This window comes from Francisella sp. 19S2-4 (genome assembly GCF_036281795.1).
Classification (GTDB): domain Bacteria; phylum Pseudomonadota; class Gammaproteobacteria; order Francisellales; family Francisellaceae; genus Francisella.
Window position 1 is genome coordinate 1 of record NZ_JAWUZH010000047.1, and the last position, 17,795, is coordinate 17,795.

Here is a 17,795-nt window from a genome sequence, read left to right on the forward strand (position 1 = left end):
TAAGGCTAAGTTTTTACTAAAAATAGCAAAAATATTCCTATTCATAGAAATTGAAAGATTTATTCAACAGTCTTTTGAATATTTTATGTCTTTGGTATGCTTTGATAAATTTCGTTAACCTATGTTTAAAAAAATAAACTACCATTGCGCTATTAAGTAAATTAAACTAGAGCTAGAAATACTGAAGTATTTAAATTTTAGTATAGCAGTTAAAATGTAAAAAAATGATTAACAGAATTATTTAATATCTAGTAATTTTTTAAAGAACTCAAAATCATAAGACTCTGTAAACTTAAGCTTTTTATTTGAAATATTTATATTTTTATACACGCTATTGATATCCGTTATAATTCCAGATTCAATTTTTATTTTAATTTGATCACTATTTTTAGTATAAGTTTTACTAAATGGTAGTGTTTTACCAAATCGCCATTCCCAATTTTTTAAATTCTCTATTTCGTTGATTATTAGACTCTTATTTTCTATAGGAGTTTCTTCGTTAATTAAACTTAATTCAACACTACTAAAACTAGCTAAAAATGCTTTTGTAATATCTTGAGTTTGAATATCAGGTTTAATCTGTGATAGATTTATGACCTTGGAGCGATGTGACTTTACACCTTTAGTATCTAGAGATTTATCAATTGGTTGATGAAGGTAGTCATAAAGCTTTTTGGTGTTAGCATTTATTAATAATGTACCGTGATGAAACGCTCTATCTTTTTTCTCTCTGAAAGCACTACCTGATACTTTATATGTAAAGTCATGATGATCTACAACAATGTCATTTCTATCATTAGCGTACACATCAATACCTAATTTTCTAATAGCATTACAAACTAAATCAAGATTAGCTTTAATATCGTGATCTTTTTTAGGGGAGATAATTGTATAGTTTAGATTGCCAAAATCGTGATAAACAGTACCACCTCCACTTTGACGCCTAACCATGGTTATATTATCGTTTTCCATACTACGAAGGTTACATTCGAGCCAAGGATTTTGTGCTCTACCTATAACAACACAAGGAGCATTTTGCCATAAAAATAAGATTTTCTTATCTTGGAGTTTTTCTAAAAAAAGCCAGTTTTCAAATGCTAGATTAAAGTAAATGTCATTACTTTGAGAAATATATATATGCATTAGTTATAAAATATTTTTACTTTAAGATAAGTATAAGGTTTTATTAAGTGTATAAAAGAGTTTTGTGATATAATTTTGCTTTATTGAGAGAAAATTATATATAAAAAAACTATAATGTCGACTATACAGCAGACTTTAGAAATTATTAAAAGAGGGGCTGATGAAGTCCTTATCGAAGAAGAGTTAATAAAAAAGCTTGAGAAGAATAAATCTTTAATTATAAAATTCGGTTGTGATCCAACAGCTCCGGATATTCATTTAGGTCATACAGTTGTTATTAATAAACTAAAACAGCTTCAAGATTTAGGCCATGAAATACATTTTCTTATAGGTGATTTTACAGCTCAAATAGGTGATCCAACTGGTAAAAATGCTACAAGACCTCCGTTGACAGCTGAGGAAGTCGCTGTAAATGCAGAGACATATACAAAGCAAGTTTTTAAAATCTTAGATAAAGACAAAACAATCATTCGTCGTAATGGTGATTGGTTTGATAAGATGTCTGCAAGTGATATGATCAAACTTGCTTCAAAATCTACAGTTGCTAGAATGCTTGAAAGAGATGATTTCTCAAAAAGATATAAGAGTGGTCAGTCAATTTCGATTCATGAGTTTTTATATCCTTTAGTACAAGGATATGATTCTGTAGCTATGAATGCAGATATAGAGCTAGGTGGAACAGATCAAAAATTTAATCTATTGATGGGTAGAGAACTACAAAAACAGCAAGGTCAGGAACCACAAGTTATTATAACTATGCCTCTATTAGAGGGTCTAGATGGTGTTAAGAAAATGTCTAAATCTAGCCAAAACTATATAGGTATTGAAGAGGCTCCTAATGATATGTTCGGTAAAATAATGTCAATTTCAGATGAGCTGATGTGGAGATATTACGAATTACTTAGTTTTAAATCTTTAGATACTATAGCTAGCTTAAAGCAAGATGTTGCTAATGGTACAAACCCACGTGATATTAAAATAGAGTTGGCAAAAGAGTTAATTGAAAGATTTCACTCTAAAGAAGATGCTGAAAGTGCTCATCAGGATTTTATACAAAGATTTCAAAAAAATCAGATACCTGACGATATAAATGTTGTAGAATTAAATCAAGAGTTACCTATTGCCAACTTGCTAAAAGAAGCTGGTCTAGTTTCAAGTACTTCTGAAGCTAATCGTATGATTAAGCAGGGAGCTGTTAAAATAGACGGTGAAAAGGTTGAAGATAACAGAGCTGTTTTTGGTTTAGGTACAGAAAATGTTTTCCAAGTAGGGAAGCGTAAATTTGCAAAAATTATTATTAAATAAGGGGTTAAAATGGATAAGTTTTTATCAATATTTGTAGGTGTTTTAATTATTGTCACAATTATTACAATATTTATTCACTTATTTCCTATAGCATTAAAAGTATGTATTATTTCACTAATAATTAGTGCGATAATTTATGTTATATTAAAAATGATTGAGAAATTTAGTAATTAGTCGTTTCTCTTAAAATCAATTATTTGTCTGCGTTGCTTTTTAGTAGGTTTTTCATGACTTTGGAGACTTGCTGTTTTTCGTAAAAAGGCTTCTTGTTCTCTTTTTTCTATACTTTCGCTTGTTTCGATATAAAGTTTTTGAGCATCTGTAGCAGATTTTCTAACTTCATCTAGAGCTTCGACAACTATAGTCTTTTTAATATGCGATTGTTGAATCTGATAAATATCTCCAATATTTACGGTTTTACTAACTTTCGTTTTCTGTCCTTGAAAGTGTACTTTACCGCCTTCGATAGCTTTTTTTGCTAATGCTCTAGTTTTAAAAAATCTAGCAGCCCATAACCATTTATCTAGTCTTACACTCATATTTTAAGGAGTTTATTTGTATAATTTGATTATAGCTAATAATATCAAGCATTTTAACTAGTTTTAAAGTCTGATATTCTAAAAGGCAGTTTAATGTATGAAAAAATAATAAAATGAATAAGATAATTAATTTACATAAGATGAATACATCTTTAGATGAAGAAAATAATGCCCGTTATCAATTAGAAGATATTTGCATGAATGATTATATTGGTAAAAATTTGAAAATTGAATTTTTAGATGAAATCAACTGTGTATCTTGTGGAGCTAAAACAAAAAAAAGCTACTCTCAAGGCCATTGTTTTATGTGTATGAGAAGGTTACCTGAATGCGATATCTGTATAGTTAAACCCGAGTTATGTCATTTTGCTGCTGGGACATGTAGAGACTCTAATTGGGGTGAAGAGCATTGTATGAAGACCCATATAGTATATTTAGCAAATACAGGTGATACTAAAGTAGGAATTACTAAGCTAAAAAATATACCATCGCGTTGGATAGATCAAGGCGCTAGTCAAGCTATTCCAATATTTGCAGTTGAAAGTAGGTTAATATCTGGACTAGTAGAGGTAGCGATTAAAGATCATATATCAGATAAAACAAATTGGCGTAAAATGCTTCAGGGAAATCCAGATAATAGTGTTGATTTTGTTACTTTAAGAGATAATTTAATTCAAAAATCGACAGATAAAATATCTCAAATAAAAGCTAAATATGGTGAAAATAGTGTTGAGCCAGTAGAAGGAAATATTCAGGATATAAGTTATCCCATACTTGAGTATCCTACAAAAATTAAATCATTTAATTTAGACAAAGATCCTATTATTGATGCCAAACTTATGGGTATAAAAGGCCAGTATTTAATATTTGATACTGGAGTAATAAATATACGTAAGTTCAGTGGGTATAAATGTAATATTTCAGGGTGTTTATGAAGAAAGTAGCTATTATTGGTGCTGGAGCTAGTGGATTAATTAGTGCAAAAGTTCTCTTAGATAAAGGTTTTGATGTAACAGTTTTTGAAAAAACTAGTAATGTTGCTGGAGTTTGGAATTTTAGTGAGCAAGAAGGCGCTTTATATAAAAGTCTTAGAACTAATTTGCCTAAAGAAATAATGGTATTTGAAAATGAGCAAGTTTCGTATAAAGCAGATAAATCTTTTATAAATTATAATAATGTTAAAACTTATTTAGAAGCTAATGCAAAAGCTTGGCAAGTAAATAAAAATGTTCATTTAAATTGTGAGGTCATTAAATTAGAACCTATAGATAAGCAATCAGATCAACCCGCGTGGCAGCTTGCATATATAAAAGGTCATCAGAGATTTGAGGAAAAATTTGATTTTATTATAGTATGTAATGGCCATTTTAATACGCCTAAGATTCCTTTAGGTACAGATGGACTTGATAGTATAAAGAATTGTATTACACATAGTAAAAATTATAGATCTCCAAGTAATCATAGTAAGAGAGTTTTATGTGTAGGTTACTCATCATCTGGAATGGATATAGCTCAAGAGTTATTAAATAGTGGTCGAGAGGTTTATGTTTCTTTAAGGGAACTAGATGATAAGAAAGAACAATATAACTTACAAAACTCTAATAAAGGAATCAAATTTATCTCTTGTATACAAAAATTTGAGAAAACAGAATATGACTGTTTAGCTGTAACAACGAATCAAAATAATATAGAAATTGATGAAGTTATATTTTGCACTGGTTATAAATATGATTTTCCATTTTTATCTCAAGATATAGTTTCGACAAAAGATAATGTTGTTGAACCTCTTTATAACCAGTTACTACATGAGAAGTATTTAAATCTTGCATTTGTAGGATTGCCTTGGAAGACATTACCTTTTGTTTTATCTGAGTGCCAGGCAATTTTTCTAGGAAGTCTTTGGCAACAAAATAAAATCAGTATGCATAAAGTTATTGCTAATATGCGGGATAGTAAGACTCATAGGTCTAATTATGATAATAACTCATTAAAATACTATCATATGTTAGATGATAAGCAATTAGAATATAATCTTAACTTACTTGATGCAGTAGGCCAAAAGACTCTCTTAAGAGAAAAGAGAATGATGCTAATGGATAAGGTATATAAAGATGTAAATAATTTTAAATTACAATATCCATTTAGCTTTCGAGAAGCTGACTATCAAGTTGATTTTGAAAAGCAAAAGTATGAAAGAATTCTTAATCCTGAATAATTTTAGTTTAAGCATCTTTTGGGTTTTAAATAGATTAATTAATTAATTAATTAATCTATTTAAAACAAACTCAATGTCTCTTTCTGATGAATTATCATCTTTTCTATTTTTATAGATACAAAGTATTTTTTTTATAATAGTAGCTTGATATTGTTTTTTAGATATTTTTTTATGGTGTAGTTTCTTATTATCTTTGATTATTGATCTGATAGTGAATTTTCTAGTAATTGTATATGGTGAGTGAGGGTATAGTTTAAAAGTTAACCATAAAATAGTACATCCTAAAACAGCACCAAGGCCTATTGTAAGAGATTTTGAAATATCAAAACTCATATGATTACTTGGTTGTATAAGCTCTATAACACCTAAACAAAAGCCTATACAATATGCTTGATATTTTGGATTTGGTAAAGTGATTATTCCAAAAAATAAACTTGCTAATGAAACTAATATCAATAACTCAATATATCCAATAACTTGAGCTAGTATAGTTAGAGCAATAAAGCTAATAGGAATTGATATAATTATACCTATTATAGATTTCTGTATTAACATAAGAGAATTAGGTGAGGCCATAAATAGTTGAGATAAAAGGCAAGGTATTATTAACATTACTATTAAGTTAGAGTCGCCTTTAATCATTATCCAAAATAAAGATAAAAATACTAATAAAAATATAGTTCTAGAGATTTTAAGAAAAGTTACAATAATATTGTTATAATTTCGTAAAGAATAGTATGATTTATCTGTAGATAGGAGTAAATTTTTTCTATCTAATTGTTTATAGCTTCTGATTAAAGTATTTAATTTTGAAATTACATCAATGATTAAAGTATTATCTGATTTTAAAGTAAGTTTATGCTGGTTAAGATTTAAGTCGTCAAGATCTTGAGAGATTTTATCTAAATTAACTTTAAAAGAATAATTTAGTTTATGCTTTATCGTTTGTTTTCTTAAATAGTGTGCCGCTTGTATTAATTCAACTGTTTTATTTAAAAATTTACGATAACTATTATTATCAAGATTTTCATATCTACTTGCACTTAGATCATTATCTAAAGTTACAAGACTATTAAGAATGGTCTCTACCTGCTTATTATATTTTTCATTGTTATTGAAGTCAGTAAAAGAAAGAATTTGTTTAATATAGTTAATAGTTAGATTAAGAGAATTTGTAGCATGATTTTTGAGAGTATCCTTAACTTTTACTGGGAAAATATAGTAGTTTACTAAACAAGAGCAAATACTACCTACTATTATTTCAGTAACCCTAGAATACCCTGTATTGAAAATGCTTTGTTCAGTTGTAGTTGTAGGATCAGCAATAGAAGAAAAAATAACTATAATACAAGTAATGTTAGCTAAAGTAAAACCATAGATAAAATTAGAATGAGACATGCTAACAGAAAAATACATTGTGATTACTATAAATATACATAAGAAAAATATTGCTAAGGGTGGATATGGTAGAAAGAACTTAACTATAGTAAAACCAGCAACAACTCCTATAAAAGATACAAATACTAAAATAATAGCTTTCTCTATAACAAAAGCAGTTTCAGGTCTGATCTGTAAAAAAAGGGCAGCAATCATAGCCCACATAGGCTTATCCAAATCAAGACCTATTGATACACTAAGGGCTAAGGCTATTGCAATACAACTCTTGAGAGTATATATAAGACTTTTGATTGTAAGAATATCGTTTATCATTGAATTTTTACCGTAGCATTTATCCCTGATATCAGATTAATATTTTTAGGGATATCTTCTAAAGATATATCAACAGGAACTCTTTTAGATAGTCTAACCCAATCATAAGTTTGCTGGACTTTAGGTAAAAGTTGATTGTTTACATCAGTATTATCATCAGCTATAGCTTTACCTATACTAATTACATGACCGTGCAGAGTTTCTACATTGCTCATTAGTTGGATTTTTGCTTCTTTTCCTATTTCTATATTTGGTAATTTTGTTTCTTCAAAATAACCAGTGATATAAAAAGAATTGTCTTTTACTATAGACATTACAGGTTCTGATGCTGTTACAAAGTTGCCTTGTCTTAGATTTATATTGTTGATTGTTCCGTTAACAGGAGCATATATTTTAGTCCTTTTAAGGTTAATCTCAGCGGTTTGAAAATCTGCTTTAGCATTTTTTAAATCAGCTTCTTTGAGCTTTTTATCCATTAAATAATCATCTAGCTCTTCTCTACTAATAGCTCCTGATTTACCTAATTTTTTTCTTCTATCATATTTTTTTTGAGCAAGTTTTGCTTCAATTAAAGCATGTTCTAATAAAGCTTCCTTTTCATTAAAATCAGCTTCATATCGCTCATCATAAATAGTAAAGATTAAGTCTCCTTTTTTTACTTTTTGATTGTCAGTTACATATGTTTTTGTAACAAATCCAGAAACATCTGGAGCTATTGTTATAATTTTAGCTCTAACTCGAGCATCTCTTGTCCAAGGGGAATAAAAAAAATATTGCCAGATGATATATAGAGAAAAAATAGCTAAGATAATAATTATTATACTAATAAATGATTTAGTTTTTTTATTTGGCATATTATTCTCCAAGTAGAAATATACTACTACCTAAATAAAGTATGAATAGTAACAAATTTAACCAAGATAATTTTAAGTTAGTATAACTATATAAAATTTTAGGTATAACTAAGTTAGTAACAATTGTTAATATACAAGAAAGACCTATAAAAAATATAAATGGAGAAAATAATAAACCATTAATAGAAATTATAATCATATTCAACTCCTTGCTAAGAGATTTGTTTTAATGAATTGATAAAATTATAGTAGAAGTGTATTTAACTATTTGATTGTATATGATACGTCGTATTACTTGGCGATACAATGAGAATTTTAATTTTTATACGAATTGTTATAAAGTTGTCTTATGAGAGCAAAAAATATTTTAGAAAATTATTATTTCTATATAGATTTTATTAAACTTCTGAGAGCAAATTTAATATCCTTTTCTGAAGAGTTGTTATTTTCTCTATTTTTATAAACACATAAGATTTTTTTTATAATTTTTGCATTATATTGTTTTTTTACTATTTCTTTTTGTCTTAATTTTTTTCTATCTTTAATGATTGATAAAATAGCTAACCTACGACTTATTTTATATGGATATTGAGGACATAATTTAAATGCAAGCCATAATACAATACACCCGAATAAGGCACTTAAACCTGAGCTCAATAATTTAGAAATTTCAAAAGTCATATGGTTGCTAGGTTGTATTAGACATATCCAACCAAAAATGAAACCAATGCTATATGGTTGAAATTTTGGAATAGTCAGTACCATTATAGGTATGAATAAAGTTAGTATAGTAACTAGCATAAGCAGCTCAAAATATCCAACAACTTGGGCTAATAGATTTAGTGTTATAATAATCGAAAAAGGGATAGATATAATCATACCTCTAATTGTTTTCTTTACGAATTCAGTAGTATCTGGCATATGGACAAATACTTGTGAAAAAACGGTAGGAATTATTATCATAAGTAGTAGTGTTTGAGAATCACTTTGGGTATTTAACCAGATAAAAGATAAAAATAAAAATATACAAATAGTCCTAGAAATATTTACTAGGCTTACCATACTATTTGCATAATTTTTAAAATGGTGGAAGGTATTATCTGTAAATGTGTCAAAATCTTTATTATTTATTTTTTGGTAATTATCAATTACAGTATTAAATTTTCTTATTAGCGTCTCTATTAAGGTATTGCTAGAGATGTAGGTAATTTTCTTTTTATGATCAAAAGTATCTAATTGATTATAAATCTCATGTAAATCTTTTTTTATAAACTCTTTAGAGTCACTTTTTATTGTTTGTTTTCTTAAATAGTGTGCGGATTGGATTAACTCTATTATACTATTTAAAAATTTATAATATGTACTAGTTTTAATATTTTCAAATCTATTTGCTGTTAGATCATTATCTAAAGCTATAAGGCTATCAAGAATTTTTTCCACTTGTTTATTATATTTTTCATTATTGTGAAAATCTTGAGCAGAAAAGATTTCTCTAGTGTATTTAATTACCAAGTCAAATGAGTCTGCTACTTTTTTCTTAACGGTATCTTCTATTTTTATAGGAAAAATATAGTAATTTACAAAACATGAGCTTAGTGCTCCTACTATTATTGCTGAAATTCTAGAAAAACCAGTATGGAAAATCATCTCTTCAGTAGTGATTGAAGGGTTGGCTATACTATAAAGAACTATTATTGTGCAAGTTATATTAGTTAAAGTTATACCATATGTAAAGTTCGAGTGAGAGTCATTTACTGAGAAAAGCATTGTAATTATTATTAGTATACATAATGAAAATATTGCTAAAGATGGATATGGTAAGAACAAGCTAACAATAGAGAATCCTATTATTATTCCTATTATTGTTGATAATATTAAAAAAAGGCTTTTCTCAACAATAAAGCCAGCTTCAGGTCTAAGTGCTAAGAAAATGGCAATAATCATAGCCCATATAGGTTTATCAAGACCCATACTCATAGATATATAAAGAGCTAAGCCTATAGAAATGAAGGCTTTAAGAGTATATATTAGATTTTTTTTAGTAAAAATTTCTTCTATCATAGTATTTTTACATTAGCATTCATCCCTGCTACGAGATTTGTGTTTTTTGGTATTTCTGTAAGAGATATATCAACAAGAATTCTCTTTGATAATCTCACCCAATCATATGTTTCCTGTACTTTAGGTAATAGTTGGCTATTTAAACTAGTATTATCATCTGCTATAGCTTTACCAATCCCTGTTACATATCCATACAAAGGTTTGCCACCACTCATTAGTTGAATCTCTGCTTTTTCCCCGATTCTTATATTTGGAATTTTAGTTTCTTCAAAATAGCCTGTAACATAAAAAGAATCTTTTTCTATTATAGACATTACTGGCTTTCCAGCGTTTACATAATTACCTTGTCTTAAATCTATATTGTTTATAGTTCCACTAACAGGAGCATATATTCTAGTTCTTTTTAGATTTATATCTGCGGTAAGAAAGTCTGCTTTTGCTTTTTCAAGAGCTGCTTCTTTAAGTTTGACTGTCATTAGATAATCATCTAACTCTTCTCTACTTATTGACCCAGTCTTACCTAATTTTTTTCTTCTATCATATTGTTGCTGAGATAGTTCTAAATCTAATTTAGCATGATTAACAATAGCTTCTTTCTCTTTAAAATCAGCTATATATCTTTCATCATCGATAGAAAATATGAGATCTCCTTTTTTTACTTTTTGGATATCCTTTATATAGACTTTTGTAACAAACCCAGATACATCAGGTGCTATAGTTATAATTTTTGCTCTTATTCTAGCGTCTCTAGTCCATGGAGAATAAAAATAATACTGCCATATTGAATATAATGAGAAGAGAGCTAATAGAATAATTAAAAGGCTAATTAAAGATTTTATTTTTTTATTTGGCATATTAAGCTCCAAGCAAGAACATGACCATACCAAGATAACATATAAATAATAATAAATTTAGCCAAGACAATTTTAGGTTAGTGTAATAGCACAAAGCTTTTGATATTGTTAAATTAGTTATAGTTATTAGTATACAGGCAAGCCCGATGTATAAAACAATAGGAGAAATTAGTAAACCATTAATAGAAATTATGATCATTTTAACTCCATATATATTAAATTATTAATTTATTAAAATGATACACTGTATTGTATTATGGTGCAATAATAATTTGGAAATTCTACACTAAAAAAGATAAAATTATAAAAATAAATATTTTTAGAATTAATTATGAGTGAAGCAAAAAAAATTCAAGTAATAAGTAGAGCGATTAAAGTTTTGCAGAGCATAAGTAATGCTCCTGGAGGTATGAGTCTAGGAGATATTGCTAAAGAGGTTGATTTACCAAGATCTACTGTACAAAGAATCGTAGCAGCATTAGATGCTGAAGGTTTTACAAGAAGTGAAGGAGCTGGTCAAATTTTACTTGGATCAGGAGTTTTTAAACTAGCTTCTTCATCTTATGCAGATATAGTTTCTTTAACTCAAAATTTATTACGAAAACTTAGTGAAAAAACTAGAGAAACAGTTATCTTAACACAATCAAACAATACTGATTTAATAGTGGTACATAGGTTTATAGCAAATAGAGAGTTGCAAGTGATTCCAAGAATTGGTGTTCTTGAGAAACCTATTTATAATACTGCTCCAGGTAGGGCTCTTTTATCATTATATACTGATGATGAAATTATAGAGCTTTTGGGGGGCAATATCTCAGACAATAAAGGTTTATTCGATAGGCTAGCAAAAATAAGATTAAATGGAATCGAATATGATCATAGCAAAACTATGGAAGGTATAGTTAGTATAGCTACTGCAGTAAATACTTTTTTAGGAAGCTTTGGTGTTTCAATACTTGTACCACAACATCGTTTTGAAGAAAATAAAGACTTCTATGTTCAAGAATTATTAAAAGTAAAAGGTATAATTCTTTCAGATATTGGTGTAAAGAATTCCAAATAAGATTTTTGATCTAATAAAATCAATTAATTAACTTATAAAAAGATGATGCAAAGAAGATATTTTTTTGCTGTAACATTTGTTGATAATAGTTATCATTTTCATATAATGACATAATATTTATTTAAAATGCATTTATATGAAAAAATTAATATTTCCAATAGTTTTAATTATCTTATTGGCGATTATAGTAGTTGTGGTAGGTGTAGTAAGTAGCACAAACAAACAATCTTCCTCATCTAATAGTCAAAAAAAATTATCTAAATCTTTATATGATAAACAAGCTAAGAAAATCTGCTTAATGTTAAAGCAAGCTAGTGTACGGTATAAAGATAATAACAGCGTTGAAGCTGTAAAAATATCAGATAGTGCTTATTGGGATGTTTATGACAATATAATGGAAATCAAGTATAGATCATATACCTCACCATCAGACATATTTAGTATAGAAAATTCATTCCATGGATATTCAGACATGCTTCAAAAGCCTTTTTCTTCAGAACAGTTTAAAAAAATAAATAAAGTTCGGGAAGAAATATGTAAAGAAATGCATAAAGAAGCAAAAATTCTTAATGATCAAGACTAAGGAAGTATTATGAATGATTTTTTAGCAGCATTTTCATCTTCATTTTGGATTATACCTAGAGAAGGTTCAGAAGCTCTTATTGTTATCACTATGATTTGCTCAGCTCTTAGAGAAGTAGATCGAACAAGAGAAATATCATATGTATATAAGAACTGTTTAGCAGCTTTAACTATAGGCATAGTTTTAGCAGTCGTTTGTGTATTTTTTCATAATACAGTTTTAGGTAGAGCAAGAGAAATGAGTGAAGCTATTGCAAGTTTAATAGCTTTAGCAATGCTTTTATATGTGAATTTTACAGCTTTTCAAGGCTTAAAATCTTTGGCTAATTTAAGTTTGTTTAGTATAGGGTTTCTTAGTTTTATTAGCGTGTTTCGTGAAATTATTGAGACTATTTTATTTTATTTTGCACTATTTTCAGGATCGTCAATGCAGCAGTTAGGAACTTCTGCTGGGTTAGTTTTAGGAATAATTTTATTAGCTTTAATTATATATGTGTATTTTGCGGCAACAGCACAATGGAAAATATTAAATCGATTTATGTTTAATGTGACTCCATTTTTTATATTTTTACTAGCTTTAATGTGTATAGGTAATGCGATTAATGCTTTTCAAGAAGCTGGGGTGTTAGGGTTTCATGATGTTAATTGGATGTTTAATAATGATTATTTTCATATTCAATCAAGCCAAGAGTATTTAATTGCAATAGTAACTTTCTTAATGTCAACAGGATTATTGTTTATAAAGCAGTTCTATAGAGCAATATCGCTACTAAAGGGCTATATATGTTCAAAACAAAGTAGTTTAAATACATAAAAATGGAAATTCGTATTAAAGAGTCAGATATTAGGATATTAGATAGTTCTAGTAATAGAAGATTATTTATAATTGACAGATTTTTTGAGAAGTTTCATCGCTATTTTTTTTGTGTGCAGCTATTTATGTTGCTATCTTTTTTATTTTTGATAATAGCTCCAGTGTATTCAAATAATCCAAAATCCACAGATACTATTTTCACTAATATTCTTTTATTAAGTCAATTTCTTTTTTGGGGTGTATGGTATGGTGGATGTTTACTATCTGTTATACCTTTTGGTCGTCTTTGGTGTGGGATGTTATGTCCCTTAGGAGCATTTACTCAGTGGATTGGTAAATTTGGTTTTAAAAGAAAAATACCAAGCTGGATGAAAAGTGAAATTTGGCTAATATTGATGTTTACAATCGTTACGATATTAGGCCAAACTTTAGATGTAAGAGATGATCCTTGGGGGATGATTAAGCTATTTGGGCTTATTTTCTTACTAGCTATTATTATAGCTTTTATATATGGTCAAAATGGTGGTAGGCCTTGGTGTCGTTATTTTTGTCCTATTGGCAAAATATTAGGAGTAATCTCACGTTTAAGTTTTATACATATAGCTCCAAATAGAGGTATTAAGCCTTTACCTGCAAATAAAGAGTATTTTATTCAAGGACGATTGTGCCCGACAGATTATAATTTACCTTATAAAGTCTCAACAAATAATTGTATTACATGTGGAAAGTGTATTTCTACTCAACAAAAGGCAGGTTTAGGCACATATTTTAGATTTCCAGGAGCTGAATTAACTAATGTACTCGATAGAGATCCAAACTGGAGTGAAGTAGCTTTTGTTTTGCTAGCTCCAGGTCTAGCAGCAGGAGGTTTTTTGTGGTTGATTTTACATCAGTATCAGTTATTTAGAGATTATATTGCAACTTTCTTGATTGATCATAATATCATGTGGCCTTTTAACTCGGCACCTTGGATATTATCTTCACAAACTTGGAATCAAAACTTTAATTGGTTAGATGTTTTTACTATTAGTATATATATGCTTCTTTATGGTTTAGTAATAGCTTTAATTTCTAGTATTTTAATAGCTGTAGCATCATTAGTGGCTAGATCATCGCAATTAAATTTTAGAAAAACTTTTTATATATTAACTTATCAGTTCACACCAGTTGTAATGTTAACTATTGTTATTGGCTTATGTGGTAAATTTTTTGAAGTGATGCAAACTGATTTTGGTCTGATGCAGTCGACTTCAGATACGATCAAAGCAACTTTATTTCTAATTAGTATTATCTGGAGTGTATTACTTCTATATAAGGTTATAAGGAAAATTCCTAATTTAAACGTAATTAAAGTTACATTTATTGGATGTATGTTATTTATAAATTTTGTAGTTATATCATGTATTTGGTGGCCAGCAATATTTAATAAAACGTATGTCTCAGATGTTGAAAAAATAAGACAGCATATAGTTATCCCTCAATAAAATAAAACAAGGAGAATAAAATGAATAAAAAGTTATTATTATCAACAGCTGTTGTAGCTGCATTCTGGGGATCTGCATATGCAGATCATCCAATTGCTCCGCCAAAGATTTATCAAAATAAGGTTGAAACAGCTTTAATATGGGTTGAGCCTGTAACTATGGCTCCAACTCCAACGATGAAAAAAGACTTTAAACCAACAATTCATAATGAAATTGATCAACATGCTATCAAGGGCGATAAAATGGGATTTGGTGCAGGTGGATGGATTCCAGATTGTGAGGTTGCTTGTACTATTAGCAAGGAGCATTCAGATTGGAGAATTGTTTTCTCTATGATGAGTATGGTTGCTAATGATGGGCCTCATTATGGTAGAAATGTACAGTTAGATGGTCCTGGTAAATATTATGAAACTTGTGAAATTGATCCACCAGATTGGAGAGGTTTCTATCGTCATACCGATAAAGAAACTGGAACAGGACCATTCTTTAGACCATATACTATTCATGGTTCATTTACATTTACGGGGACTGGTAAGGCTGGAGGGTACTAGTCAGTAATTTCTTTTACATAAAATTTGATTTATTTTACTTTGATCATCTCATTGTTGCTTGAAAATATTAATAATGTAAGTATAACTTACATTTTGTTTAATTTTTTTCGTCTTTAAGTATTTGAAAAAATTTTTTTAAAAGCATATTCTTGAAATTAGATGTTATTTTTATTCAATTAAAATATAAAAAACTCTAAGGTTATAAGAGTTAGTACTTATACTTAGTTTTATTAATATTTTGTGTAGTTGTTAGTTATATTTACATTACAGTGAGAATAAGGTGGCATTAATTTATAAATATTAAGATAAACCATTTAAGGGAGATTATCATGAGCGAATATAATGAATACCATAAGAATCCAGCAGATTACGCTTTTTTAAGTATTTTCACAAACAATTGGGAAGTTCTTAAAAAAGAATATAATGACTTTATAGCTGATGAAAACTTTGATTTTGAGAGAGCTCAACTTTTTATGACTCCAAGAAGCAATACATTAAAAGCTAAAAAAGGATCTATATATAGTGCTTTTACATTATATTGCCAAGGCTTACCAATGGGTGAGTTTATACAAGAGTTTAAATTACATTGGCCAGAAATTGGTAATGAAGAGATCACTGAGATCCTAGAATATTTAGAACAAAATCACTTTCATGAAACTCGTAAGATTATTAAACAAGCAGAAGAAGCTTCAAACGGATGCCTTAGAAATGTACTTTTTTCTGTGCTAAAACCAGGGACAGATATTAAGTTACATGTTAACTGGAATCCTCATATGTATCGTGGATATTTAGGACTTGAAGTTCCTGAGGGTGATATTGCTATGAAAATTTGTGGAGAACATCTTAAATGGCATAATGGAGAAATGCTTGTTCTTGATCACTCTCTGCCGCATTGCCCACATAATCGTACAGATGAGCCTAGAATTGCATTAGTCATAGACTTTTTGAAGCCTGATATGGATAGACAAGAAATGTTAGATCTCGAGAAAAAACTAATGAATGAGCGTATGGGGGATAATCCTCTAGGCTTGGGTATATTTACAACTGAAGATAAAGTTAGCGATGACATATTTATAAAATATGGTTTAGAACATCAGTTAACTTGGGACTCTGGAATGGTTTAAAGAATCAGTTATAACATCTTTATATCAAGAAAATAAGTCTTTATTAATTCATTTTAAAATATTAAATCTAAAATATAAGGAAAACTTATGTTAAGAGTATCTATTGTCCAAAAGGCTCCAATGCTTAATATTGAAAAAGATAATTTCAATAACATCTTAGAGAGTTATGTTATCAATGCAGCCAATCAAGGGTCTAATATGGTAGTTTTTCCAGAATACTGTAATGTACCTATCAATGATAAAGGTCTTTTACTAGCTGAAAATAGAGCTAAAGCTATAGAGATTTTTAGTATTCTTGCCAAGAAATATAATTTATGGATTTGTGCAGGAATTGTTTATAAAAATATAACTAAAAACAAACTATCTAATTCTCTTTTTGCTATTGATAATAATGGAGAGATTCAGGGAGAGTATATTAAAACTCATCTAATAGAAACCACTGATGAGCCTGATTGCTTTGTTAAGGGTAATACTCCTATAGTAGTTAATACTCCTTGGGGTAAAATAGGATTGGCAATATGTTATGACATACAGTTTCCTCAACTATTTAGAAATTATGCTAAAGCAGGAGTTGACGCTATTATAATTCCATCAACAATAAGAAAGTTTAGGGCACAAATGTGGAATACTTTAATTAAAGCAAGAGCATATGAGAATCATATATTTATGATTGCCTGTAATTATATAGGTGAGAATCCTAGTGATGGATGCTTGTTTTCTAAACGCTTTAATGAATTGGGAGGAATGTCTTGTATAATTAGTCCTGAAGGTAAGGATATTATACTAATAGGTGAAACAAAATCTGTAGTAACTGCAAATATTGATCTGAAAAAATCAGAAGAAATAAAAAGATCATATCCATCGTTAACTTCTGATAATTATTCATGATGTATAAGTGATTAGTTCTAGATGCTTATCTTGATCGATTATAAATAATATTGATGTAATACGTTGAAAATATTTAATGAAAGTTGGGTCTTTTTGTTGGGTCAAAATCATTCTCATACTTATCTATGTCCTTTATATATAAGCATAAATCTTGAAAGTCTAGGCAACTTTCTAACATTAAAGATTCTTTACTGTCATCAAAGTCAACGTCTGTCATATGATTAATTAGATTAATAAATTGTTCCATAATTTCTGTATTTAATATGCTCATTTGAGCTGCTTGAAATACACTTATCTTTTTTGTTTTCTTTATTTTTGTGACTAAGGCTACTATATCATTAAATATAATTTCCAATGCCTTATTGTTTTCAAAATCTATAAATTTATTTTTTGGATCAATCATTTAACTAGATGTTATTAATTAGTAGGTGGTTATTATACTCCTAAAGTAGTCTGTATTTTCATTATATTTGTATATTTAAAAATCTTATTTTATTACTGATCGTGACTAAATGTAAATAATATAAAGAGTTATCAAAGACTGTTGAATTAATATCCCAAATTGTTAGATATATTTTGTAAAATACAGATGTTACAGATATTAGTAT

The 17,795-nt window shown here is 28.5% G+C and carries 18 protein-coding genes; 11 read left to right on the forward strand and 7 right to left on the reverse strand.

Going from position 1 to position 17,795, the window contains the following annotated elements:
• Positions 1-237: 237 nt before the first annotated feature.
• The gene (locus R8535_RS09135; RefSeq protein WP_329498564.1) at positions 238-1,143 is read right to left on the reverse strand and encodes a lipoate--protein ligase; all 906 of its coding nucleotides are present in this window, start codon (positions 1,141-1,143) and stop codon (positions 238-240) included.
• A gap of 114 nt (positions 1,144-1,257) precedes the next feature.
• Here R8535_RS09135 and tyrS point away from each other — a divergent pair, with 114 nt between their 5' ends.
• Both tyrS and R8535_RS09145 read left to right on the forward strand, forming a co-directional pair.
• Positions 1,258-2,448 carry a tyrosine--tRNA ligase gene (tyrS, locus tag R8535_RS09140; RefSeq protein ID WP_329498566.1) on the forward strand — a complete coding sequence of 397 codons (1,191 nt, stop codon included), beginning with the start codon at positions 1,258-1,260 and terminating at the stop codon, positions 2,446-2,448.
• Positions 2,449-2,457: 9 nt separating this feature from the next.
• A complete protein-coding gene (locus R8535_RS09145) occupies positions 2,458-2,622 on the forward strand; it encodes a hypothetical protein (protein ID WP_329498567.1) in 165 nt (54 codons plus the stop codon).
• Here the strand turns inward: R8535_RS09145 and R8535_RS09150 are convergent.
• Positions 2,619-2,987, reverse strand: coding sequence for an RNA-binding S4 domain-containing protein (locus R8535_RS09150; protein WP_329498569.1), 369 nt, complete (start codon positions 2,985-2,987; stop codon positions 2,619-2,621). The two genes, R8535_RS09145 and R8535_RS09150, sit on opposite strands and share 4 nt — an antisense overlap.
• Positions 2,988-3,100: 113 nt before the next feature.
• On the opposite strand from R8535_RS09150, the gene R8535_RS09155 reads away from it, so the two are divergent.
• Both R8535_RS09155 and R8535_RS09160 read left to right on the forward strand, forming a co-directional pair.
• The gene (locus R8535_RS09155) at positions 3,101-3,922 is read left to right on the forward strand and encodes a DUF2797 domain-containing protein (protein WP_329498571.1); all 822 of its coding nucleotides are present in this window, start codon (positions 3,101-3,103) and stop codon (positions 3,920-3,922) included.
• Positions 3,919-5,202, forward strand: coding sequence for an NAD(P)-binding domain-containing protein (locus R8535_RS09160; protein WP_329498572.1), 1,284 nt, complete (start codon positions 3,919-3,921; stop codon positions 5,200-5,202). The genes R8535_RS09155 and R8535_RS09160 overlap by 4 nt, the downstream gene beginning before the upstream one ends.
• A 42-nt stretch (positions 5,203-5,244) precedes the next feature.
• Here R8535_RS09160 and R8535_RS09165 read toward each other — a convergent pair whose 3' ends face one another.
• The 4 genes from R8535_RS09165 to R8535_RS09180 form a co-directional block, all read right to left on the reverse strand.
• A complete protein-coding gene (locus R8535_RS09165; protein ID WP_329498574.1) occupies positions 5,245-6,912 on the reverse strand; it encodes an FUSC family protein in 1,668 nt (555 codons plus the stop codon).
• Complete coding sequence (locus R8535_RS09170; RefSeq protein ID WP_329498576.1) at positions 6,909-7,766, reverse strand: HlyD family secretion protein; 858 nt, start codon at positions 7,764-7,766, stop codon at positions 6,909-6,911. Before R8535_RS09170 ends, R8535_RS09165 begins: the two co-directional genes overlap by 4 nt.
• A 384-nt stretch (positions 7,767-8,150) precedes the next feature.
• On the reverse strand, positions 8,151-9,827 hold the full coding sequence (locus tag R8535_RS09175; protein WP_329498578.1) for an FUSC family protein: 1,677 nt from the start codon (positions 9,825-9,827) through the stop codon (positions 8,151-8,153).
• Positions 9,824-10,681: an HlyD family secretion protein gene (locus tag R8535_RS09180; RefSeq protein WP_329498580.1), complete on the reverse strand. Its 858-nt coding sequence runs from the start codon at positions 10,679-10,681 to the stop codon at positions 9,824-9,826. Before R8535_RS09180 ends, R8535_RS09175 begins: the two co-directional genes overlap by 4 nt.
• 331 nt (positions 10,682-11,012) lie before the next feature.
• Here R8535_RS09180 and R8535_RS09185 point away from each other — a divergent pair, with 331 nt between their 5' ends.
• The 7 genes from R8535_RS09185 (at position 11,013) to R8535_RS09215 (ending at position 17,187) form a co-directional block, all read left to right on the forward strand.
• Positions 11,013-11,744 (forward strand): IclR family transcriptional regulator, encoded by a 732-nt coding sequence (locus R8535_RS09185; RefSeq protein WP_329498582.1) that lies wholly within the window; start codon positions 11,013-11,015, stop codon positions 11,742-11,744.
• A 136-nt stretch (positions 11,745-11,880) separates the two neighbouring features.
• Positions 11,881-12,327 carry a hypothetical protein gene (locus tag R8535_RS09190; RefSeq protein WP_329498583.1) on the forward strand — a complete coding sequence of 149 codons (447 nt, stop codon included), beginning with the start codon at positions 11,881-11,883 and terminating at the stop codon, positions 12,325-12,327.
• 9 nt (positions 12,328-12,336) lie between these two features.
• Entirely contained in the window at positions 12,337-13,140 is an 804-nt protein-coding gene (locus R8535_RS09195) for an FTR1 family protein (RefSeq protein ID WP_329498585.1), read from the forward strand.
• Between the two features lie 2 nt (positions 13,141-13,142).
• Positions 13,143-14,624 (forward strand): 4Fe-4S binding protein, encoded by a 1,482-nt coding sequence (locus R8535_RS09200; RefSeq protein ID WP_329498587.1) that lies wholly within the window; start codon positions 13,143-13,145, stop codon positions 14,622-14,624.
• Positions 14,625-14,644: 20 nt separating this feature from the next.
• Entirely contained in the window at positions 14,645-15,175 is a 531-nt protein-coding gene (locus tag R8535_RS09205) for an iron transporter (protein ID WP_329498588.1), read from the forward strand.
• Between the two features lie 329 nt (positions 15,176-15,504).
• A complete protein-coding gene (locus tag R8535_RS09210; protein WP_329498590.1) occupies positions 15,505-16,299 on the forward strand; it encodes an aspartyl/asparaginyl beta-hydroxylase domain-containing protein in 795 nt (264 codons plus the stop codon).
• A gap of 87 nt (positions 16,300-16,386) precedes the next feature.
• Positions 16,387-17,187, forward strand: a complete 801-nt coding sequence (locus tag R8535_RS09215) for a nitrilase-related carbon-nitrogen hydrolase (RefSeq protein WP_329498592.1) — start codon at positions 16,387-16,389, stop codon at positions 17,185-17,187.
• 73 nt (positions 17,188-17,260) lie between these two features.
• Here R8535_RS09215 and R8535_RS09220 read toward each other — a convergent pair whose 3' ends face one another.
• Entirely contained in the window at positions 17,261-17,590 is a 330-nt protein-coding gene (locus tag R8535_RS09220) for a hypothetical protein (protein ID WP_329498594.1), read from the reverse strand.
• Positions 17,591-17,795: the final 205 nt, after the last annotated feature.

Bases quoted from the DNA above. Each gene is read 5' to 3' on its own strand.
- R8535_RS09175 (WP_329498578.1), bottom strand. From the start codon at position 9,827: ATGATAGAAGAAATTTTTACTAAAAAAAATCTAATATATACTCTTAAA.
- R8535_RS09155 (WP_329498571.1), top strand. From the start codon at position 3,101: ATGAATAAGATAATTAATTTACATAAGATGAATACATCTTTAGATGAA.
- R8535_RS09165 (WP_329498574.1), bottom strand. From the start codon at position 6,912: ATGATAAACGATATTCTTACAATCAAAAGTCTTATATATACTCTCAAG.
- R8535_RS09210 (WP_329498590.1), top strand. From the start codon at position 15,505: ATGAGCGAATATAATGAATACCATAAGAATCCAGCAGATTACGCTTTT.
- R8535_RS09185 (WP_329498582.1), top strand. From the start codon at position 11,013: ATGAGTGAAGCAAAAAAAATTCAAGTAATAAGTAGAGCGATTAAAGTT.
- R8535_RS09190 (WP_329498583.1), top strand. From the start codon at position 11,881: ATGAAAAAATTAATATTTCCAATAGTTTTAATTATCTTATTGGCGATT.
- tyrS (WP_329498566.1), top strand. From the start codon at position 1,258: ATGTCGACTATACAGCAGACTTTAGAAATTATTAAAAGAGGGGCTGAT.
- R8535_RS09145 (WP_329498567.1), top strand. From the start codon at position 2,458: ATGGATAAGTTTTTATCAATATTTGTAGGTGTTTTAATTATTGTCACA.
- R8535_RS09195 (WP_329498585.1), top strand. From the start codon at position 12,337: ATGAATGATTTTTTAGCAGCATTTTCATCTTCATTTTGGATTATACCT.
- R8535_RS09215 (WP_329498592.1), top strand. From the start codon at position 16,387: ATGTTAAGAGTATCTATTGTCCAAAAGGCTCCAATGCTTAATATTGAA.
- R8535_RS09205 (WP_329498588.1), top strand. From the start codon at position 14,645: ATGAATAAAAAGTTATTATTATCAACAGCTGTTGTAGCTGCATTCTGG.
- R8535_RS09200 (WP_329498587.1), top strand. From the start codon at position 13,143: ATGGAAATTCGTATTAAAGAGTCAGATATTAGGATATTAGATAGTTCT.
- R8535_RS09150 (WP_329498569.1), bottom strand. From the start codon at position 2,987: ATGAGTGTAAGACTAGATAAATGGTTATGGGCTGCTAGATTTTTTAAA.
- R8535_RS09160 (WP_329498572.1), top strand. From the start codon at position 3,919: ATGAAGAAAGTAGCTATTATTGGTGCTGGAGCTAGTGGATTAATTAGT.
- R8535_RS09135 (WP_329498564.1), bottom strand. From the start codon at position 1,143: ATGCATATATATATTTCTCAAAGTAATGACATTTACTTTAATCTAGCA.
- R8535_RS09220 (WP_329498594.1), bottom strand. From the start codon at position 17,590: ATGATTGATCCAAAAAATAAATTTATAGATTTTGAAAACAATAAGGCA.
- R8535_RS09170 (WP_329498576.1), bottom strand. From the start codon at position 7,766: ATGCCAAATAAAAAAACTAAATCATTTATTAGTATAATAATTATTATC.
- R8535_RS09180 (WP_329498580.1), bottom strand. From the start codon at position 10,681: ATGCCAAATAAAAAAATAAAATCTTTAATTAGCCTTTTAATTATTCTA.